Source organism: Bounagaea algeriensis (genome assembly GCF_054491375.1).
Map to the genome: position 1 here is coordinate 2,530,766 of NZ_CM137102.1, position 21,057 is coordinate 2,551,822.

General features: G+C 71.6%; 17 protein-coding genes. 12 read left to right on the top strand and 5 right to left on the bottom strand.

Going from position 1 to position 21,057, the window contains the following annotated elements:
• Position 1 precedes the first annotated feature (1 nt).
• The 5 genes from mftC to mftF all read left to right on the top strand — a co-directional run bounded on the left by mftC (position 2) and on the right by mftF (position 5,384).
• Complete coding sequence (mftC, locus tag ACVGV2_RS11420) at positions 2-1,222, top strand: mycofactocin radical SAM maturase (protein WP_459162349.1); 1,221 nt, start codon at positions 2-4, stop codon at positions 1,220-1,222.
• Between the two features lie 68 nt (positions 1,223-1,290).
• Complete coding sequence (gene mftD, locus ACVGV2_RS11425; protein WP_459162350.1) at positions 1,291-2,487, top strand: pre-mycofactocin synthase MftD; 1,197 nt, start codon at positions 1,291-1,293, stop codon at positions 2,485-2,487.
• 8 nt (positions 2,488-2,495) lie between these two features.
• Positions 2,496-3,245, top strand: a complete 750-nt coding sequence (gene mftE, locus ACVGV2_RS11430; protein ID WP_459162351.1) for a mycofactocin biosynthesis peptidyl-dipeptidase MftE — start codon at positions 2,496-2,498, stop codon at positions 3,243-3,245.
• On the top strand, positions 3,238-4,026 hold the full coding sequence (locus ACVGV2_RS11435) for a mycofactocin-coupled SDR family oxidoreductase (RefSeq protein WP_459162352.1): 789 nt from the start codon (positions 3,238-3,240) through the stop codon (positions 4,024-4,026). Before mftE ends, ACVGV2_RS11435 begins: the two co-directional genes overlap by 8 nt.
• Positions 4,023-5,384 carry a mycofactocin biosynthesis glycosyltransferase MftF gene (gene mftF / locus ACVGV2_RS11440; protein WP_459162353.1) on the top strand — a complete coding sequence of 454 codons (1,362 nt, stop codon included), beginning with the start codon at positions 4,023-4,025 and terminating at the stop codon, positions 5,382-5,384. The genes ACVGV2_RS11435 and mftF overlap by 4 nt, the downstream gene beginning before the upstream one ends.
• Before the next feature lie 36 nt (positions 5,385-5,420).
• Here mftF and ACVGV2_RS11445 read toward each other — a convergent pair whose 3' ends face one another.
• Positions 5,421-6,293, bottom strand: coding sequence for a LysR substrate-binding domain-containing protein (locus tag ACVGV2_RS11445; protein WP_459162354.1), 873 nt, complete (start codon positions 6,291-6,293; stop codon positions 5,421-5,423).
• Between the two features lie 109 nt (positions 6,294-6,402).
• On the opposite strand from ACVGV2_RS11445, the gene kdgD reads away from it, so the two are divergent.
• The 6 genes from kdgD to ACVGV2_RS11475 all read left to right on the top strand — a co-directional run bounded on the left by kdgD (position 6,403) and on the right by ACVGV2_RS11475 (position 14,124).
• Entirely contained in the window at positions 6,403-7,323 is a 921-nt protein-coding gene (kdgD, locus tag ACVGV2_RS11450) for a 5-dehydro-4-deoxyglucarate dehydratase (RefSeq protein ID WP_459162355.1), read from the top strand.
• Positions 7,324-7,437: 114 nt separating this feature from the next.
• Complete coding sequence (locus tag ACVGV2_RS11455; protein WP_459162356.1) at positions 7,438-8,787, top strand: enolase C-terminal domain-like protein; 1,350 nt, start codon at positions 7,438-7,440, stop codon at positions 8,785-8,787.
• Between the two features lie 101 nt (positions 8,788-8,888).
• Positions 8,889-10,184, top strand: coding sequence for an enolase C-terminal domain-like protein (locus ACVGV2_RS11460; protein ID WP_459162357.1), 1,296 nt, complete (start codon positions 8,889-8,891; stop codon positions 10,182-10,184).
• A 142-nt stretch (positions 10,185-10,326) separates the two neighbouring features.
• Positions 10,327-11,772 carry a GntP family permease gene (locus ACVGV2_RS11465; RefSeq protein WP_459162358.1) on the top strand — a complete coding sequence of 482 codons (1,446 nt, stop codon included), beginning with the start codon at positions 10,327-10,329 and terminating at the stop codon, positions 11,770-11,772.
• A 118-nt stretch (positions 11,773-11,890) separates the two neighbouring features.
• The gene (locus ACVGV2_RS11470) at positions 11,891-13,078 is read left to right on the top strand and encodes an L-talarate/galactarate dehydratase (protein WP_459162359.1); all 1,188 of its coding nucleotides are present in this window, start codon (positions 11,891-11,893) and stop codon (positions 13,076-13,078) included.
• A 284-nt stretch (positions 13,079-13,362) separates the two neighbouring features.
• Entirely contained in the window at positions 13,363-14,124 is a 762-nt protein-coding gene (locus ACVGV2_RS11475) for a dienelactone hydrolase family protein (RefSeq protein WP_459162360.1), read from the top strand.
• A gap of 64 nt (positions 14,125-14,188) precedes the next feature.
• Here ACVGV2_RS11475 and ACVGV2_RS11480 read toward each other — a convergent pair whose 3' ends face one another.
• Positions 14,189-15,439: a cytochrome P450 gene (locus ACVGV2_RS11480; protein WP_459162361.1), complete on the bottom strand. Its 1,251-nt coding sequence runs from the start codon at positions 15,437-15,439 to the stop codon at positions 14,189-14,191.
• A gap of 561 nt (positions 15,440-16,000) precedes the next feature.
• Here ACVGV2_RS11480 and ACVGV2_RS11485 point away from each other — a divergent pair.
• Complete coding sequence (locus ACVGV2_RS11485) at positions 16,001-17,023, top strand: SDR family NAD(P)-dependent oxidoreductase (RefSeq protein ID WP_459162362.1); 1,023 nt, start codon at positions 16,001-16,003, stop codon at positions 17,021-17,023.
• Between the two features lie 13 nt (positions 17,024-17,036).
• Here the strand turns inward: ACVGV2_RS11485 and ACVGV2_RS11490 are convergent, their stop codons facing one another.
• The 3 genes from ACVGV2_RS11490 to ACVGV2_RS11500 all read right to left on the bottom strand — a co-directional run bounded on the left by ACVGV2_RS11490 (position 17,037) and on the right by ACVGV2_RS11500 (position 21,048).
• Positions 17,037-17,720: a TetR/AcrR family transcriptional regulator gene (locus ACVGV2_RS11490; RefSeq protein WP_459162363.1), complete on the bottom strand. Its 684-nt coding sequence runs from the start codon at positions 17,718-17,720 to the stop codon at positions 17,037-17,039.
• Between the two features lie 104 nt (positions 17,721-17,824).
• Positions 17,825-18,985: an acyl-CoA dehydrogenase family protein gene (locus ACVGV2_RS11495; protein ID WP_459162364.1), complete on the bottom strand. Its 1,161-nt coding sequence runs from the start codon at positions 18,983-18,985 to the stop codon at positions 17,825-17,827.
• A complete protein-coding gene (locus tag ACVGV2_RS11500; RefSeq protein ID WP_459162365.1) occupies positions 18,982-21,048 on the bottom strand; it encodes an acetyl/propionyl/methylcrotonyl-CoA carboxylase subunit alpha in 2,067 nt (688 codons plus the stop codon). The genes ACVGV2_RS11495 and ACVGV2_RS11500 overlap by 4 nt, the downstream gene beginning before the upstream one ends.
• Positions 21,049-21,057 lie beyond the last annotated feature (9 nt).

The window sequence follows — 21,057 nt, forward strand, 5'->3', positions numbered from 1 at the left end:
CATGAACGCGCCGTTGAAGACCAGCACCGCCGGTGGCTCCGAGGTCCTGCCGCTGGTCGAGCAGTTCAAGTACGGACTGGACTCGCCGATCTGCCTGACCTGGGAGTGGACGTACGCCTGCAACCTCTCCTGCGCGCACTGCCTGTCCTCGTCCGGGCGGCGCGATCCGGACGAGTTGAGCACCGGTGAGATCAAGGCGGTGATCGACGAGCTGGAGCGGATGCAGGTCTTCTACGTCAACATCGGCGGCGGGGAACCGACCGTGCGCGGCGACTTCTGGGAACTGGTCGCCTACGCCGTCGAGCACAACGTGGGCATCAAGTTCTCCACCAACGGCTACCGGATCGACGAGGAACGCGCCCGGTGGCTGGCCGCGACCGACTACGTGGACGTGCAGATCTCGTTGGACGGTGCCACGCCGGAGGTCAACGACGCCGTGCGCGGGCCCGGTTCGTACGACACGGCGATGGCCGCGATGGCGAACCTGCATGCGGCCGGGATGCGCGGTTTCAAGATCTCGGTGGTGATGACCAGCCAGAACATCGGTCAGCTCGACGAGTTCAAACGCATCGCCGACTCCTTCGAGGCGCAGCTGCGCATCACCCGCCTGCGCCCGTCGGGGCGCGGCGCGGACGTGTGGGACGAGCTGCACCCGAGCGCCGAGCAGCAGTACGCGCTCTACCGGTGGTTGCTCGAGCACGGCGAGGACGTGCTCACCGGCGACTCGTTCTTCCACCTCAACGCCCTGGGCTCGGAACCGCTGCCGGGGTTGAACCTGTGCGGCGCGGGACGCGTGGTGTGCCTGATCGATCCGGTCGGCGACGTCTACGCCTGCCCGTTCGCCATCCACGACGCCTTCCACGCGGGCAACGTCCGCGCGGCGGGATTCGGCCCCGTGTGGCGGGATTCGGAACTGTTCAACGAACTGCGCCGGCCGCAAACGGGCGGGGCGTGCCTGTCGTGCTCGGCCTACGACGCCTGCCAGGGCGGTTGCATGGCCGCGAAGTTCTTCACCGGACTCGACCTGGACGGACCGGACCCCGAGTGCGTCAAGGGCCACGGCGAGGCGGCACTGGCCCGGGTGGACGCGGACGAGACGCCCCGCCCGGCGCAGGACCACTCCAAACCCAGTGCGAAGCAGCAGCAGGTGATGCTCGGGCTGCCCGCGCTGCGCCGGCCGGACCGGGCCTGCGACGAGAGCCCGCTGGCGGACATGACCTGACCACGCCACCTGACCACGCCGGGGCCTGCCCGCACACCCGCCCCGCTGTCCGGAAAGGAAGACCTCCCATGGCCGACGGCTGGTTCGAAACTGTCGCCGAAGCGCAGCGCCGAGCACGCAGACGGCTGCCGTACTCGGTGTACGGAGCGCTCATCGCCGGTTCGGAGAAGGGCGTGACACTGGCGGACAACCAGGCCGCCTTCGCGCAGCTGGGCTTCGCCCCGCACGTGGCGGGCCTGCACCACGAGCGGGAACTGGCCACCTCGGTGATGGTCCAGCCGCTGTCGTTCCCGGTGCTCATCTCCCCGACCGGGGTGCAGGCCGTGCACCCCGACGGGGAGGTGGCCGTGGCGCGCGCGGCCGCGAACCGCGGCACCGCCATGGGGTTGAGCGGCTTCGCCAGCAAACCCGTGGAAGAGGTCACCCGGGCCAACCCGCAGACCTTCTTCCAGACCTACTGGGTGGGCAGCCGCGAGGACATCGAACGGCGCATGCAACGCGCCCGCGACGCGGGTGCCGTCGGGTTGATCGCCACCACCGACTGGTCGTTCTCGCACGGGCGGGACTGGGGCAGCCCCGCGATCCCGGAACGGATGAGCCTGCGCACGATGGCCAAGTACGCGCCGCAGGCGCTGACGCATCCGCGCTGGTTCGCCCCCTTCGCCAAACGGCGCCAGATCCCGGATCTGACCGTGCCGAACATGCACTCGCCCGGCGGCGCCGAAGCGCCCACGTTCTTCGGCGCCTACGGCCGGTGGATGCACACGCCGCCACCGGGGTGGGACGACATCGCCTGGATGGCCGAGCAGTGGGACGGCCCGTTCATGCTCAAGGGCATCGGACGCGTCGACGACGCCAAACGCGCCGTCGACGCCGGGGTCACCGCGATCTCCGTGTCCAACCACGGCGGCAACAACCTCGACGGCACCCCCGCGAGCATCCGCACCCTGCCGCGCATCGCCGATGCGGTCGGCGACCAGGTGGAGGTGGTGCTCGACGGCGGCGTCCGCCGCGGCAGCGACGTGGTCAAGGCGCTGGCGCTGGGCGCGAAGGCCGTCATGATCGGCCGCGCCTACCTGTGGGGGCTGGCGGCCAACGGGCAGGCCGGGGTGGAGAACGTCCTCGACATCCTCCGCAGCGGCGTCGACTCGGCGCTGCTGGGGCTGGGCAAGTCCTCGGTGCACGAACTCGACCGCTCCGACGTCATCGTCCCGGCCGGCTTCGAAAGCGGCCTCGGCGGCGCCGGAACTGTCGCGGCCGGGTGAGACCACCGGTGTCCGCGCAGCAGGAGCACGTGCTGGCCGAGCGCTCGTGGTGCGAGCTGTCCGGACGCGCACCGACCGTGCTGCTCCCGCTCGGCGCGTGCGAACAACACGGTCCGCACCTTCCGCTGGACACCGACGCGACCGTGGCGGCGGAGGTCGCCCGGCGCGGTGCGGCGCTGGCGGCGGGTGCGGCGGACGTGCTCGTCGCGCCCGCACAGCCGTACGGGGCCAGCGGGGAGCACGAGGGCTTTCCCGGCACCGTCTCCATCGGACACGAGGCCTTGGAGCAGCTGCTGGTCGAGCTCGGGCGGTCGCTGTGCCGCTGGGCGCCGCGGCTGCTCGTGGTCAACGGGCACGGCGGCAACCGCACCGCGCTGACCCGCGCGGTGGCGCTGCTGCGCGCGGAGGGTCGGGACGTGGCGTGGTGGCACTGCCGCGTTCCCGACGCCGACGCGCACGCCGGGCGGACCGAGACCGCCCTCATGTCGGCACTGCGGCCGGGGTCCGTGCGCACCGAACAGCTCGGCACCGGGCGGACCGAACCGCTGCGGCAACTCATGCCCGCGCTGTCCCGGCACGGCGTGCTCGGGGTGAGTCCCAGCGGCGTGCTCGGCGATCCGACCCGCGCAACGGCCGAGGACGGTCGCGCCGCGATGGCCGACATGGCCGGGCGGCTCGCCGCGGCAGTCGTGCGGTGGTCCGTTGAAGACGGCGTGCTGACCGAGACCGGGAACCAGGAGGGAGGACGGGTTGGCTGAACCGCGGGTGGCGGTGGTGACCGGGGCCGCGCGCGGCATCGGCGCGGCCGTGGTGCGGCGGCTGGCCGGTTCGGGCTGGCGGGTGGTGGCGGTTGATCGCTGCGCCGACGACCCGGCGGTGCCCTACCCGCTGGGCACCGCCGAGCAGTTGGCGGCACTCGCAGGCGAATTCCCCGACCGGGTCGTGCAGGCCGTCGCCGACGTGCGGGAGACAGCCGCGCTGCGCGAGGCGGTGGCCCTGGCCGAGGACCGCTTCGGCGGGCTGGACGCGGCCGTGGGCGCGGCCGCGCTCATGGCCGGGGGTGAGCCGTTCTGGGAGGCCGACGAGTCCGAGTGGGACGTGCTGTTCACCACCGGCGTGAACGGCGTGGCCAACCTCGCCCGCGCCGCGATCCCGGCGCTGCTGCGGCGTCCGGAACCGCGCACCGGCCGGTTCGTCGCCCTGGCCTCGGCGGCGGCCCACCGCGGGCTGTGGCGGTTGACCACCTACAACGCGGCCAAGCACGCGCTCGTCGGCCTGGTGCGCGGGTTGGCGACCGACCTGCGCGGCACGGGCGTGTGCGCCACCGCCGTCTCGCCCGGTTCCACCCGCACCGACATGCTCGATGCCACGGCCGCGATCTACGACCTGCCCGACGTCGAGGACTTCGCCGGGCACCAGCTGACCGAACGCCTGCTGGAGCCGGACGAGGTCGCCGCCGCGGTGGAGTTCCTGTGCTCACCGGCGTCCTCGGCCGTCACCGGCAGCGTCGTGCACGCCGACGGGGGGTTCACCGCTTGACCGCCACCTCTGCCCCACCCGCGGGAACGGCCCTGCGGCCGGACGCCTCGCTGCGCCGCTTCGCCGGGGATTCCGTGCTGCTCGGCGGGTCTCCGCTGCGTCTGCTGCGGCTCGGCTCGCGCGGAGCCGCCGTCGTCACCGGCTGGTTGAACGGCGAGCCGCTCGGCTCCAGCGCTGATGAGCAACGTCTGGCCCGGCAGCTGATCGACGCGGGACTGCTGCACCCCGACCCACCGCCGGGCGAGTTCGACGGCCGCGACGTCGCGCTGGTGACGCCGGTGAAGGACCACCCTGCCGGGGTGCACCGGTTGTGGCAGGCCACGACCGAGCTCGCCGAGCAGGTGCTCGTCGACGACGGCTCGGCCGAACCGGTGCCCGGTGCGGCGGTGCGCCACGAGGCCCCGCGCGGTCCTGGTGCTGCGCGCAACGCGGGGTGGCAGCGCGTCGGCACGGACGTGGTGGCCTTCGTCGACGCCGACGTGCAGCCCGAACCGGGCTGGCTCGACCCGGTGCTCGCGCAGTTCGCGGACCCGCTCGTGGCGGCGGTGGCACCGCGCGTGCGCAGCCGTGCCGGTGCGGGCGCGGTGGCCCGCTACGAGCAGGAGCGGTCCGGCCTCGACCTGGGTGCGCAGCCCGCGCCGGTGCGCCCGATGAGCCGCGTCAGCTACGTGCCGAGCGCCGCGCTGGTGGTGCGCCGCAGCGCCCTGCGCGCGGTGGGCGGCTTCGACGAGCGGATGCACTTCGGCGAGGACGTGGACCTGGTGTGGCGGCTGCTCGACAGCGGCTACTCGGTCCGCTACGAGCCGCGCTCGGTGGTCCGGCACGATCCGCGTGCGGACGTGTCGGCGTGGCTGCGCCAGCGGTTCGACTACGGCACTTCGGCCGCGCCGTTGTCCGCGCGGCACCCGGGACGGTTGACCTGTGCGAAGCTCTCGGGTGCCAGCGCCCTGTCCTGGGGACTGCTCGCCGCCGGACGTCCCCGTTCGGCGCTGGCCACCGCGGTGGTGACGGCTGCGCTGTTCCCCCGCAAGCTCCGCGGTCGCGGCCTGCCCGCCGGGCAGGCGCTGCGGCTGGCGGGACTGGGGCACCTCGGCGCCGGCCGGTTGCTCGCCGAGGCCGCCCGCCGCGCCTGGATGCCCGTGCTGGCGGTGGCGGCGGTGTTCAGCGGGCGGGCGCGGGCGGCGGTGCTCGCCGCGCTGCTGCCGTGCCTGTTCGAAGCGGCAGGTCGCGGTGGGACCTGGGCCGCGCTGCGCGTGCTCGACGACCTGGCCTACGCGGCCGGCGTGTGGCGCGGCTGCCTGCGCGAACGCACGCTCGACCCGGTGCTGCCGCGGTTCACCGAGGATTCGCTGCGCTGAACGGGTCTCGCCGAATGCGTGTGGGGGGGAACCCGTTCACAACTCCGCGAGCAGCGCGTGCAGGGCGGGGTTGCCGTTGTCCGGGCGCCACGCCAGGTGCAGCTCCACCGGGTCCGGTTCCGGCAGTTCCACCTGCCGCAGCACGACCCCTTCGAACCGCAGCCGTGCGGCAGTGGACGGCACCAGGGACACGCCCAGGCCGACCTCGACGAGGGCGAGGACGGTGTGCACCTGGCTGACGTGCTGCACGTGCACCGGCCGCACCCCGGCCGCGGAGAAGATGCCGGCGAGCAGCTCGTGGAAGTAGCGCGCCTCGGAGGGCGAGTAGCCGACGAGGTCGGCACCGTGGAACTCCGCGAGGCCGAGGGGTTCGGCGACATCGACCAGCGGATGGCTCACCGGTAGCGCGGCCAGCAGCGGTTCGCTGCGCAGCCGGCGGGAAGCCAGTTCCGGCCGCGCCGGTGGACGCACGAGCCCCAGGTCGAGCGCCCCGGAGACGATCCGCTCGAACTGGTCGCGGGTGACGAGCTCCTGCAGCACCACCTCCACGTGGGGCAGCTGCTCGTTCGCCGTGCTCAGCAGCGGACCGAGCACGCCGTAGGCCGAGGTCGCGGTGAAGCCCACGCGCACCGCGCCCGCCTGCCCCGCGGTCGTGCGGCGGGCGGACAGGGCGGCGTTGTCCGCCTCGTGCAGCAGGCGTCGCGCGTCGCGCAGGAACGCGCGTCCCGCGGGAGTGAGCCGCACCGCGCGAGCGCTGCGGTCGAACAGCGGCACCTGCAGTTCCTTCTCCAGCTGCTGGACCTGGCGGCTCAGCGGCGGCTGCGTCATGCGGAGCCGTTGCGCGGCCCGGCCGAAGTGCCCTTCTTCGGCGACGGCGACGAAGCCGGCGAGCTGGGTGAGCGTGAACATCGATGCTCTCCCGGTATCAGCGGATGCCCAACGGGAGTTGGACGTGCATTGATCGGCGACTCTACCGTCATTTCCAGTCAACGCACGGATTTTGGAGGAGCACGCACCGATGTCCCGCTTCACTCCGCCCGAAGTCGCCCAGCGGTTGGCCTCCGGGCTGCTGTCCTTCCCGGTGACGCACTTCCGCGCGGACCACTCCTTCGACGAGCCCGCCTACCGCGACAACATCCGCCGGCTCGGATCGCTCGGCGCGGCCGGACTGTTCGCGGCCGGCGGCACCGGGGAGTTCTTCTCGCTCACCCCCGCCGAAGTCGAGCAGGTCGTCACAGCGGCGACGCGGGAAGCCCCGCGGGACGTGCCGATCATCGCCCCCGCCGGCTACGGCACCGCGCTGGCCGCCGAACTGGCCCGCGCGGCCGAACGTTGCGGTGCCGACGGCGTGCTGCTGTTCCCGCCCTACCTCACCGAGGCCGACCAGGAAGGCCTCGCCGCGCACGTGCGCGCGGTCTGCGCGGCCACGAACCTCGGCGTCATCGTCTACAACCGCGCCAACGCCACCTACACCGACACCACGGTCGCGCGACTGGTCGAGGACTGCCCGAACCTCGTCGGTTTCAAGGACGGTCTCGGCGACACCGAGCAGCTGACCCGGCTGTACTCGCGCGTGGGCGAGCGGCTGACCTACATCGGCGGACTGCCCACGGCGGAGACGTTCGCCCTGCCGTACCAGGAAATGGGCATGACGACGTACTCCTCGGCGATGTTCAACTTCGCGCCCGAGTTCGCGCTGCGCTTCTACGCGGCCGCGCGCGAACGCGACCGGGACGCCGTCTACCGCTACCTCGACGAGTTCGTCCTGCCCTACTGCGACATCCGCAACCGCCGGGCGGGGTACGCGGTCAGCATCGTGAAAGCCGGCATGACCGTCGTCGGGCGCTCGGCCGGACCGGTGCGCAGCCCCCTGGTGGAGCTGGACGAGGACGAACGCGCCCGACTCGCCGAGCTCATCGAACGCATCCCGGAGACGTGACCACCACCCCGGCAGCACCGCCGGTCCGAGCGCCCCTCGACGGGAACCGGGCCGGCGCCCGAGACCCGGGACTGCCCAACGCCTCGGGACTGCCCCAACGATGCGGAGGCACTCATGGCACACGCACAGCGGCCCCCGGTGGTCACCGGGATGCGCGTCATCCCCGTGGCCGGGCACGACAGCATGCTGCTCAACCTCAGCGGGGCGCACGCGCCGTTCTTCACGCGCAACCTCGTGGTGCTCGCCGACTCGGACGGGCGCACCGGGATCGGCGAGGTGCCCGGCGGTGAGGCGATCCGCGCCACCCTCGAGGAAGCAGCCGAGCTCGTCACCGGCGCACCGGTGGCCCGGCTGCGTTCGGTGCTCACCGCTGTGCGCCGCCGCTTCGGCGGACGCGACGCGAGCGGGCGCGGCCGGCAGACCTTCGACCTGCGCGTGGCGGTGCACGCCGCGACCGCGGTCGAATCGGCCATGCTCGACCTGCTCGGCCAGCACCTCGACGTTCCGGTCGCCGAACTGCTCGGCGACGGGCAACAGCGCGCGGACGTCCCGGTGCTGGGATACCTGTTCTACGTCGGCGACCGCAAGCGCACCGACCTGGCCTACCGCGGCCCGGATGACGAGTCCGCCGGCGCGGACGACTGGCTGCGGTTGCGGCACGAACACGCCCGCACCCCGGAGTCGATCGTCCGGCTGGCCGAGGCGGCGCAGCACCGCTACGGTTTCCGGGATTTCAAGCTCAAGGGCGGTGTGCTGCCGCCGCACGAGGAGGCCGCCGCGGTCACCGAGCTGTCCCGCCGCTTTCCGCGGGCGCGGATCACGCTGGACCCGAACGGGGCGTGGTCGTTGGACCAGGCGGTCGAGCTCGCCCGGGAACTGGACGGAGCTCTCGCCTACGCCGAGGACCCGTGCGGTGCGGAGGACGGGTATTCCGGACGGGAAACGATGGCGGAGTTCCGCCGCGCCACCCGCATTCCCACGGCGACGAACATGATCGCCACCGACTGGCGCGAACTCGGTCACGCGGTGCGCGCCGACGCGGTGGACATCCCGCTGGCCGACCCGCACTTCTGGACCATGAGCGGTTCGGTGCGCGTGGCGCAGCTCTGCCACGAGTGGGGGCTGACGTGGGGATCGCACTCCAACAACCACTTCGACGTGTCGCTGGCCATGTTCACCCACGTCGCCGCCGCGGCACCGGGTGAGATCACGGCGATCGACACGCACTGGATCTGGCAGGACGGACAGCGGATCACCCGGGATCCCCTGCCCATCGAGGACGGCCTGCTCCGGGTGCCGGATGCTGCCGGCCTCGGCGTGGCGCTCGACGAGGAGCGCGTGGCGGCCGCGCACGAGCTCTACCGGGCCGAAGGACTCGGCCCCCGCGACGATGCCGCAGCGATGCGGTACCTGGTCCCCGACTGGACGTTCGACCCGAAGCGCCCGGCCCTCGATCGGGCCTGACACCGCCGGGCCGGGTGGTTCCACCGGATCGCGCCGCAACCCGCTCCGTGGGGAGCACCGCTGCCGCACCACCGGCCCTCCACATCGGACAGGAGGCGACGATGCCTGCCAGAACACTGCTCGAAGCTTCCCGCGTCACCGACGTCCGGGTGACTCCCGTCCTGATCTCCGATCCGCCGTTGCTCAATCTGCCCGGAGTGCACCAGCCGCTGACTCCCCGCACCATCGTCGAAGTAGAGACCGCATCGGGTCACGTGGGTCTCGGCGAAACGTACGGCGATCAGTACTACCTCTCCGCCATCCGCACCGTCGCCGCGCAGCTGCACGCCGCCGACGTCTCGCGACCCAACGCCCTGCTCGCGCGCGTCGACGAAGCTCTGGACGGCCCCGGCAGCGCCGAGGTGGGAGTACCTTCCTCGGCGCTGCGCGGCAAACACGACCTCACCAAGCTCAAAGCCACCGTGCACTCCCTGTTCGAAGTGGCCTTCCTGGATGCCTGGGGCAAGATCCTCGGTGCTCCGATCCATGCGCTGCTGGGCGGGAAAGTGCGTGACCGCGTGGACTACAGCGCCTACCTCTTCTACAAGTACGGCGCCCACCCGGGCCGAGCACCGGATGCGTGGGGAAGCGCGCTGGATCCTGACGGGATCGTGGCGCAGGCACGAACGTTCGTGCAGCACTACGGTTTCTCCTCCGTCAAGCTCAAAGGCGGCGTGTTCCCACCGGACGAGGAGATCGCTGCGATCCGCGCTCTGCGCGCGGCCTTTCCCGAGCTGCCACTGCGCCTCGACCCCAACGGCGCGTGGTCGGTCGACACGGCCATCCACGCAGCACGCGAACTCGACGGCACGCTCGAATACCTGGAGGATCCGACCACCGGCTCAGAGGACATGGCGCAGGTGCACGCCAGGACCGGCATGCCGCTGGCCACGAACATGTGCGTTACCGGATTCGACGAGATCCCGCAGGCGTTCGGCATCGACGCGGTGCAAGTGGTGCTCGCCGACCACCACTACTGGGGCGGCTTGCGCCGCACGCAGGAACTCGCGGCGCTGTGCCGCACCTACGGCGTCGACGTCTCGATGCACTCGAACACGCACGTGGGCATCAGCCTCGCAGCGATGACCCAGGTGGCAGCGACCGTGCCGAACCTGCATCACGCCTGCGACACGCACCGCCCCTGGCAGGACGAGGACGTCGTGACGCATCCGCACACCTTCGATGGCGGGGCGGTCGCGGTCAGCGATGAACCCGGACTCGGGGTCGATCTCGACCACACCGCCCTGGACCGGTTGCACGCGCGGTGGGCCGGCAGCGAGGTCCGAGCGCGCGACGACGCCGCGGCGATGCGGTCCTACGACCCCTCTTGGACCGCTCCGGACCTGCCGCGCTGGTAACCGGTGTCCCGGGCGGCCGCGCCGCTCGGAACGTCATCCCGTTCTCACCCGCCGTGCACCTCTCCTGGCCCGCCCGCGGGGTGCGCATCCCGACGAACTTCGAACTCCCGCTGATCCCGGACTCCGCGGAAGGTGGACGCCCATGTCGTTCGTGCCCGCACACCCCGCATCGCTCGTCCTCGCCCAATCAGACAGCGCGAACATCACGCCCGCCTGGAACCTGCCCGACTGGGCGCTCGTGCTCAGCGTGGCAGGTGGCATCGCGCTGCTGCTCGTGCTCGTGCTCGCCCTGCGATTACACGCCTTCGTCGCGCTGCTCGTCGTCAGCATGGCCGTGGCGCTGGCCTCCGGCATCCCGCTGAACCAGATCCCCACCGTGCTGGAGAACGGCATGGGCGAAATGCTCGGCAGTTTCGCCATCATCGTCGCGCTCGGTGCGATGCTCGGTCGCGTCATGGAGCAGACCGGCGGTGCGCAGGCGCTCGCCGAGCGCCTGCTGTCCCTGTTCGGCGAACGCCGCGCTCCGCTGGCGATGGGCGTGACGGCACTCGTCGTCGGCATCCCCCTGTTCCCCGACGTCGGTTTCATCCTGCTGCTCCCCCTGGTGTACGCCGTCGCGGCCAACGCGGGCCGTTCCCTGATCAGCATCGCACTGCCCACATTGGGTGCTCTGGCGATGCTGAACGCGGTGCTGCCCCCGCATCCCGGACCGGTCGCTGCCGCGGAACTGTTCGGCGTCAACCTCGGATGGCTGACGATCATGGGCCTTCTCTGCGGCCTGCCAGCGTGGTTCTTCGGCTCCTATCTGTTCGGCAAGTGGATCGGCGACCGCACCTTCACCCCGGTCCCCGAGCAGCTGTCGCTGAGCGTGTCGGACGAGGCCGGCCAGCGCGCGCAGAACCAGCGCCCGCCGTCCCTGCCGCTGACCGTGACGTTCATGGTCCTGCCGGTCGTGCTGATCCTGCTCAACACGTTCTCGGACGTGTTCCTCCCCGAAGGTCCGGTGCGCAGCTTCTTCCTGTTCCTCGGAGACCCGATCAGCGCGCTGACCATCTCCACCCTGCTCGCCTTCTGGATCCTGGCCCGCCGCAGCGGGTTCACCCTGCAGGGCGTCGAGAAGGCCGCCTCGGCCTCGCTGGGCCCCGTTGCGATGGTGCTGCTGGTCACCGGGGCCGGTGGCGTGTTCGGGGCCGTGCTCGAGGCCACCGAGGCCGGTAATGCCCTGGCTGATGCGATCGGCAGCGCCGCGCTGCCCCCCACCGTGCTGGCCTTCCTCGTCGCCGCGGTGCTGCGCGTGGCTCTGGGCTCCAAGACCGTGGCGATCGTGACGACCGCACCGATCATCAGTCCTTTCATCGAATCCGCGGACCTCTCCCAACCGGAGATCGCCCTCATCGTCATCGCCGTCGCCGGTGGCGGAACCGTGCTCTCGCACGTCAACGACTCCGGGTTCTGGCTGTTCAACCGCTACCTCGATCTGGACATCAAGAGCACGCTGAAGACCTGGACGGTCATGGAGACCATCATGGGCCTGCTGATGTTCCTGATCGCGCTGGTGATCAGCGTCGGCATCACCGCGTTCGGTTGAGCGGCCAGCGCTCCCGCGCGATTCCCGGATCGCTCTGGCACGGCACAGCGAACAGGCAGCGGTTCCGCCACCGAGGGACACCGCACGACAACGGATCACGTGCACGGAGAGGAGCTCCATGACACCCCGACCAGGCAGTCCTACCATCCGGCCGTCCACCAGCGGCCACGACGAGGTGCCCACCGATGCGATCTCGAAGGTGCACCTCTCGTTGGTCCGCCTGCCGCTGGAGGCCCCGATCAGCGACGCGAAGGTTCTGACCGGCAGGCAGCAGCCGTTGACGGAGATCGCGCTGCTCGTCGTGGAGATCAGCACCGAAGCGGGGTGCGGCGGTGTCGGCTTCAGCTACGCGAAACGCGCGGGCGGGCCGGGCATGTTCGCCCACGTCCGGGAGATCGCCGACGAGCTGATCGGGGAAGACCCCAACGACACCGCCCGCCTGTGGGACAAGCTCGTCTGGGCCGGTGCCTCGATGGGCAGGAGCGGACTGGCGACCCAGGCGGTCGGCGCCTGCGACATCGCGCTGTGGGACCTCAAGGCCAAGCGCGCGAACCTGCCGCTGGCCAAACTGCTGGGGGCGCACCGCGATTCGGTCCCCTGTTACAACACCTCCGGTGGCTACCTGTCCACGTCCACCGAGCAGCTCTTCGAAAACGTGGACCTGTCCCTCTCGCGCGGCATTGGCGGCATCAAGATCAAGGTCGGACAACCCGACGTGCGAGAGGACCTGCGGCGCGTCGAGGCCGTGCGCGAACACCTCGGGGACGCGTTCCCTCTGATGGTCGACGCCAACCAGCAGTGGGACCGGGCCACCGCGCAGCGCACCGGTCGGGTGCTGGAGCAGTTCCAGCTCACGTGGATCGAGGAACCGCTCGATTGCTCCGACGCCGCGGGACATGCGCGGCTCACCGCGGCGCTGGACACGCCGATCGCCACGGGCGAGATGCTGACCAGCGTCGACGAGCACTGGAACTTCATCCGGCAGGACGCCTGCGACTACGTCCAGCCGGACGCTCCTCGCGTCGGCGGAATCACGCCGTTCCTGCGGATCATGGCCCTGTCCGAGCACCGCAGGTTGTCGCTGGCACCGCACTTCGCCATGGAGATCCACCTGCACCTGGCCGCGGCGTACTCGGGTACCACCTGGCTCGAGCACTTCGAGTGGTTGGAGCCGGTGTTCAACGAACGGCTGCAGCTGCACGACGGGCGGATGGTCGTGCCGAACCGTCCCGGCCTCGGTTTCTCCCCGTCGGAGCAGGCACGGGCGTGGACCAGTGCGGAGGCCACGGTAGAGGCTCCCGCCTGACCGGGGCGGAACGGTACCGGCGCGCAGCCCGTTGGCGTCCACCAGCGCCCCCGAGGTCCGGATCATCGCAGAGCGCTCCTCGTGGGTGCAGGACGCGGGCAATTGCCGAACCCGTCGCTGGCCGCCTACGTCCCGTGCCATGAACACCGACGCGCGGGCCGTTCCGGACGAGCGGGGCGGGAGCGCTGCCGAACTCGCACGTGCGACGCTGGCGAACCTGGACAGTGGTTTGATCGACTCGCTGCCGCAGCAGGAAGTCAGCCGCGAGAAGGGAATCTGCACCGATGACTGCCGTGACCGGAACCTGGGTGAACATCGCCACCACCGACGGCGTGGCCGACGCTTACCTCGCACACCCCGATGACACCGCCGCCCACCCAGCCGTGCTCTTTTACATGGACGCGTTCGGGCTGCGCCCGCACCTGACCGCCATGGCCGAGCGGCTCGCCGCGTCCGGCTACACCGTGGTGGTGCCGAACGCGTTCTACCGGGACGCGCGCACGCCCGTGGCCGATCTGCCGGAATTCATCGACCCCGGCCGGCGCCCGGAGATCTTCGAGCAGATCGGCCCGATGATGCGGGCGCTCGCACCGGACCGCGTGGTGCGCGACGCCGGCTCCTACCTCGAGTGGATCAGCACGCGCCCCGAGGCCGCCAACGGACCGGTGGGCGTGACCGGGTACTGCATGGGCGCCGCGCTCGCGATGCGCACGGCCGCCGCCCACCCCGAGCGCGTGGCCGCCGCGGCGGGCTTCCACGGCGCGAACCTGGCCACGGCGGATCCCGACAGCCCGCACCTGCTCGCCGACCGGATCACCGCGGAACTCTACTTCGGACACGCGGACAACGACCACGCCCTGCCTCCCGAGCAGGTCGAACGGTTGAACTCCGCGCTGACCGACGCGGGGGTGCGCTTCCGCGCCGAGGTCTACGAGGGCGCCGAGCACGGCTACACGCAGGCCGACACGTCCAGCTACGACGAGGAAGCCGCCGAACGGCACTGGCGGGAGCTGCTGGACCTGTTCAACCGCAATCTGAGCTCGTAGGAGAGTCCCTGCCCGGCAGGGCCTTCGCAGCAGGACGGGCGATTCTCAGCTGGGCGAACAACTCTCAGCTGGAGGGGCGGACGGTGTAGCGGATCGGCAGGTGCTTGAGCCCGCCGACGAACGTGGTCGCGACCCACTCCGGATCGCCGAGGAGTTCCACCTCGTCCAGCCGCGGTGCGAGTTCGGCGAAGAACGCCCGGGTTTCCATGCGCGCGAGCGTGGCACCCAGGCAGTAGTGCGCGCCGAACCCGAACGCGAGGTGCCGGTTGGGATCGCGTCCGACATCGAAGCTGAAGGGGTCGGCGAAGACCTCCTCGTCGCGGTTCGCCGAGGGGTACGACAGCAGCAGCGAATCCCCCTCCGAAATGCGCACGCCGTCGAGGTCGTAATCCGCGGCGGCGGTGCGCAGGAACGCCTTGACCGGCGTGGACCACCGGATCATCTCCTCGGCCGCGGTGTCGACCAGTTCCGGGTGGCGCTGCAACCGGCGGAGTTGCTCGGGGTGTTCGGTGAGCGCGTGCATCCCGCCGGAGATCGTGGAGCTGGTCGTGTCGTGCCCGGCCGTCGCGATGATCACGTACAGCGAGGCGGCGTCGAGGTCCGACAGCGGTTCCCCGTCGATGCGGGCGTTGGCGATCGTGGAGGACAGGTCCTCGGTCGGGTGCTCGCGGCGGTCGGCGGTGATCTTCTGGAAGTAGGCGAAGAAGTCCGTCACCACGGCGGCCATCTCCTCGGCGCTGCGCCCGCGTTGCAGTTCCTCGTCGGATCCGCCGAACAGTTCCTGGGTCAGTTGCAGGATCCGGCCGAAGTCCGACTCGGGCAGCCCGAGCAGCGAGAGGATGACGTACAGCGGGTAGTCCACGGCGATGTCGCGGACGAAGTCGCATTCCCCGCCGAGCTCGACCATCCGGTCGACGTAGCGCCGGGCGAGAACCCGGATCTGCTCCTGCATCCTGCGCAACGCCTTGGGCCGGAACCAGTCGGCGACGACACCGCGCATCCGGGCGTGCTGCGGGTCGTCCATGTGGATCAGCGTGTTGAGCAGCTGCCCCTCCTGCTCGGCGCGCAGGTCCTGCTCGGCCGGGACGAGGACGGGCCGCGGCGCGTTGCGGAACAGGTGGTGGCGGCGTTCCACCTCGAGGATGTCGGCGTGCCGGGTGAGCAGCCAGAACGGGTTGTACTCCGGCGACGGGTCCACCCGGTGCACGGGGGCCTCGCGCCGCAGCGCGGCGAGCGCCTCGTGCAGGTGCCGTTCGTGGGCGTAGGCGGCCGGGTCGGCCACCGCCAACCCGGCCCGGTGCACGTCGATGGCCACGGGAACGCCCTCCCTCACTGCGCGAACATGCCGTGCGACCGCTCCCGGTGGCACGGGAGGCCCGGGCACCGGGACTCTCCCGGGGCGGGGACGGCCTCGCCACCACGTTGCGCGGCAGGCCGAACACGTCCCGCACGGGACCTTTCCGGCGAAACTACACGGGCTGCACGACACGGCAGAAGACTTCTCCACCGATCAGCCGGACGACCACGGCGGCGTCGGCCCGGTCGAGTGGCGACCGGTGCGCGGATCCACGGGCAGCGTTGACCGTCGGGATGCGCTGCACTCCGCGGACCGCCTCGTGACTCCGGGTCCCGCCGTCGCCCGCTCCCCGCCTCCGGTGGGCGAAACCCGGCAGCGGTTTAAGTCACCCGTCTGACTTACGCTGGCGGTGGCCGCTGGCGCGGTCGAACGCCGACGACAGCCCCGTCATCGGCAGCACGCACGAACCCGCGCGCCCCGGCGCACGCGGCGAGTTCCGCGGCGGGGCGGCCGACCGTTCCAGCACGGAGCGGCCGAGCACGTCGGCGCCGGTGCGCGCACCACAGGAAGGACGAGGCGATGGCGGACGAACGCGCACCGCTGACCGGTCGGAGCCCGGTCGGCACGTGGCTCGACCACCCCGACGGCGGCCCGCTGATCCGGGAGCTGCTCGCCCGGGGCGGCTTCGAGGAGGAGGCGCTCGCCCCGGTGCGGCAGACGCCCCTGGGAGATCTGGTCGCCATGAGCGGGGGCGCGCTCTCGCAGGAAGTGGTGGACGAGCTGGTGGCCCGCGCCAACGGCGGTGTCATGCCCGACTCGACGGAAGCCGAAGGCGGCTGGCAGGAGCGGATCGTGCCGGGGCGGTTCGACGGCAAGACCGTCATCGTCACCGGCGCCGCCTCCGGCATCGGCCGCGCCACGGCTTCCCGCATCGCCCGCGAAGGCGGCCGCGTGGTCGCCGTGGACATCGCGGCCGGGAGACTGGAGGAACTCGGCACCGAACTCGGTTCCGCCGACGTGCTGCCCGTGCGCGCCGACATCACCGACGCGGACGAGCTCGAGCGGATCGTCACCGCGGCCGGACCGCGGATCGACGGGCTGGCGAACATCGCTGGGGTCGTCGACGACTTCGGCGCTGCGCACGAGATGACCGACGAGCTGTGGCAGCGCGTGTTCAGCATCAACGTCGACGCGCCGTTCCGCCTCACCCGCGCCGTGCTCCCCGCGATGCTCGAGGCGGGGCGCGGGTCGATCGTCAACATCGCTTCCGAGGCGGCACTGCGCGGGGGCGCCTCCGGCGTCGCCTACACGGCCTCCAAGCACGCCGTGGTGGGGCTGACCCGCAGCACCGCGTTCATGTACGAACCATCGGGCATCCGCGTCAACGCCGTCGCTCCGGGTGGCGTGGCCACCAGCATCGCCGGTGGCATGACGAACACGGCGGAATTCGGCTCCGCGCGCCTGGGACCGTTCCAGCAGCGGATGCCGCCGGTCGTGACAGCGCCCCAGCTCGCCGCGTCGATCACGTTCCTGCTCAGCGACGACGGGGTCAACGTCTCCGGGGCGATCCTGCCTTCGGACGGCGGCTGGTCGGTGCAGTAGCGCGTCCGAACGCTCATTCGCGCGGGCCCGGCGAACCCCCCGGTGCGCAGCGCGCCTCGCGTTGCGTACCGCCCGCGCCGGGAAACCGGCCGCGCAGCGCGGTGTCGAGGGTTTCGGCCCACTGGCGCACGATGCGTTCGCGGCGCGCGGAGTCGTCGGTGAGCACATCGGCCAGTCCCAGTCCGCGGGCCATGTCCAACGTTCCCTGCACGAGGCGCCGCGTCACGGGGTCGGTGTCGTCGGCTCCGAGCAGTTCGATGGTGACCTGGTGCGCGATCCTGCCGAACTTCGCCTCCAGCGGCACGATCCGCTGCCGGAGCTTCTCGTCGGCAGCGGCGGCGGTCCACACCTGCAAGGCGGCCTTGAACAACGAGTCGGAGAAGTAGTCGACCATCCGCCGCACGACCGCTTCGGTCCGCTCCGGCCCCGTTGGCAGGTCGCTGCTCTCGGCGCGGAGTTCGCCGATGCGGTTGTCGAAGATCACTTCCAGGGCCGCGGTGATGAGCTCCTCCCGCGTCGGGAAGTGGTGCTGCGCCGCACCGCGCGAAACCCCGGCCCGTTGCGCCGCAACCGCCACCGTCGTCGCCGCCCACCCCTCGGTGGACAGGCATTCGACCGTCGACTCGAGCAGGCGCTGGCGCGTCGCCCTGCTGCGCTCCTGCTTCGGTTCGCGCGGCGGCACCGCTGCCCTCCTCATCAGCTCGGACGTGTGCGGCACGGCGCCGGCCGCAACGCCGGCCCGTGCCCGCGGACCATGGTCTCCCGCCGATTGCCGCGACCGGCCACCGCCTCGGGTGCCCCTCAGTAGGACTTCGGCAGCCCGAGGCTGTGCTGGGCGACGAAGTTCAGCACCATCTCGCGGCTCACCGGCGCGACGCGCGAGATGCGCGCCATGCCGAGCATGGCGGCGAGCCCGTGCTCACTGGTCAGGCCCGACCCCCCGTGGGTCTGGACGGCCCGGTCCAACGCGGCGATGCTGGCTTCGGCGGCGGCGTACTTGGCCATGTTCGCGGCTTCGGCCGCACCGTCGTCGTCCCCGGAGTCGTAGAGCACCGCGGCTTTCCGCGTCATGAGCTCGGCCATCTCGGTGTCGATCTTCAGCTGGGCCAGCGGATGCGCGATGCCCTGGTGCGCGCCGATCGGTTGTTTCCACACCTGCCGGGCGTTGGCGTAGTCCACGGCGCGGGACAGCGCGTACCGGCTGGTGCCGATGGCCATGGCCGCGCCGAGGATGCGTTCCGGGTTCAACCCGGCGAACAGCTGCATCAGCGCCGCGTCCTGCTCGCCGACGAGCGCATCGGCGGGCAGGCGCACCCCGTCGAAGAACAGCGTGAACTGCCGGTCGGGGGCGATGATGTCCATGTCCATCGGCTGCGCGGTGAAGTGCTCCGCGTCAGTGGGCACGATGAACAGCGCCGGGCGCAGCTTGCCGGTGGCGGCGTCCTCGGTGCGGGCGACGACGAGCACGGCTTCGGCCTGGTCGATGCCGGAGATGAAGACCTTCTGCCCGTGCAGGACCCAGCCCGCCCCGTCGCGGCGGGCGGTGGTGGTGATCTCGTGCGCGTTGGATCCGGCGTCGGGTTCGGTGATGCCGAAGGCCATCCGGGCCGACCCCTTGGCCAACGCGGGCAGCCAGCGGGATTTCTGCTGCTCGGTGCCGTACTTGGCGATGATCGTGCCGCAGATCGCCGGTGAGACGACGACGAGCAGCAGACCGGCCCCCTGTGCGGCGAGCTCTTCCTGCACGAGAGCGAGTTCGTAGATGCCGGCGCCTCCGCCGCCGTACTCCTCGGGGAGGTTGACGCCGAGGAAGCCGAGCGCTGCCGCCTCGTTCCACAGCTCGGTCAGCGGCTCGCCGGCGCGGGCTTTGGGCAGCACGTAGTCGAGGTAGTTGTAGCGCTCTGCCAGCCGGGCGACGGCTGAGCGCAGTTCTTCCTGCTCGTCGGTTTCGATCAGGCTCATCGGTGTTCCTCCGCTGCAGTGCGTTCCGACTCCTCCGCTCGCCGCGCGCCGTCGACCGCGTCGTCGACCACGGCCAGGACCGCGCCCATCTCGACCTGCTCGCCGGCGCGCACGCGCAGTTCGGTGAGCACCCCGTCGGCGGGTGCGGCGACGGTGTGCTCCATCTTCATCGCCTCCAGCCACAGGATCGGTTGTCCGCGGGTGACGGTTTCGCCGATCTCGGCGGCGAGGCGGACGACGTTGCCGGGCATCGGCGCCAGCAGCGATCCCGCGGCGAGGCGGGCGGACGGGTCGGTGAACCGCGGCTGCCGGCGCAGGGCGACCGGGCCGAGCGGCGAGTCGACGCAGACGAGCCCGCCGTGGTCGACCACGTCGAACGTGCGGCGCACCGGACCGTGGTCGCCGGCGACGTCGAGCACGACTCTCCCCGGACGCGCCTCGACCGGGTCGACTCCGGGTTGTCCGTCCACCGCGATCGCGCCGCGCCGGTGCAGGTACCGCACCTCGATGTCGGAGCCCTCGGGGCCGGTGTAGATCTTGGATTGGGACTGCGCGGGCAGGTTGCGCCATCCGCTCGGGGCGAGCGCGTTCACGGGTGCGGCGCGGCGGTTGGCGGCGGCTTCGGCGAGGGCCGCCGCGATCGCCGAGAGCTCGACCGCGCGCTCGTCGGCGAGCGGGCGCGCGAGCGCGTCGAGACCGTGCCGATCGAAGAAAGCGGTGTCGGTCTCGCCGGCGAGGAACGCCGGGTGGCGCAGCACGCGCACCAGCAGGTCGCGGTTGGTCACCAGGCCGTGCACCCGCGCCCGCGTCAGGGCGCGGGCCAGCAGGTGCGCGGCTTCGTCGCGGGTGTGGCCGCAGGAGATGACTTTGGCGAGCATCGGGTCGTAGTGGATGCTGACCACTTCACCGTCGTCCACGCCGGAGTCGAGCCGGATGCCGGGCTCGGCCAGCGGGGCGAAACCGCCTGCCGCGTCCGGAACGTCGAGACGGTGCAGCGTGCCGCTCTGCGGACGCCAGTCCTGCCTCGGGTCCTCGGCGTAGAGTCGTGCTTCGATCGCGCAGCCGTGCCGCGGCGGAGGTTCGGCGGGCAGCGCGTGGCCGCGGGCGATCTGCAACTGCCACCGCACCAGGTCGACACCCGTGGTGTTCTCGGTGACGGGGTGTTCGACCTGCAGGCGCGTGTTCATCTCCAGGAAGAAGAACTCCCCGGACTCGTCGGCCAGGAATTCCACCGTGCCGGCACCTTCGTAGCCGATCGCGGCCGCGGCCTGCCGCGCTGCGGTGAACAGCCGCTCGCGCATGCCCGCCCCGGCCGCCTCCAGACGTTCCACCAGCGGCGAGGGTGCTTCCTCCAGCACCTTCTGGTGCCGCCGCTGCAGGGAGCACTCGCGTTCGCCGACGGCCCACACGGTGCCGTACCGGTCAGCGAGGACCTGCACTTCGATGTGCCGGCCGGTTTCCAGGTAGCGTTCGCAGAACACCGTGGGATCGCCGAAGGCGGATTCGGCTTCGCGGCGGGCCGCGGCGAGCTGGCCGGGCAGTTCGTCGAGGGTCCGCACCGCGCGCATGCCGCGTCCGCCGCCGCCCGCGGAGGCTTTGACGAGCACGGGCAGCTGCTCGGCGGTGACCGATTCGGGGTCGAGTTCGGTCAGCACCGGCACGCCGGCGTCTGCCATCAGTTTCTTCGCCTCGACCTTCGAGCCCATCGACTCGATCGCCGCCACGGGTGGTCCGATCCAGGTCAGCCCGGCCTCGAGCACGGCGCGGGCGAAACCGGCGCTCTCGGACAGGAATCCGTATCCGGGATGGACCGCATCAGCTCCGGCGGCACGGGCGGCCTGCACGATCGCCTCGCTGCGCAGGTAGGTCTCACCGGGCGTGTTGCCGGGCAGGCGCACCGCGGCGTCGGCTTCCCGGGTGTGCGGGGCGGCCGCGTCGGCGTCGGAGAACACGGCGGTGGTTCCCAGTCCCGCGCGGCGGGCGGTGGCGAAGACGCGCCGGGCGATCTCACCGCGGTTGGCGACGAGGACGTCGGAAATCGGCGCGGCGGGGAGGTTGGACATGGCCGAAGC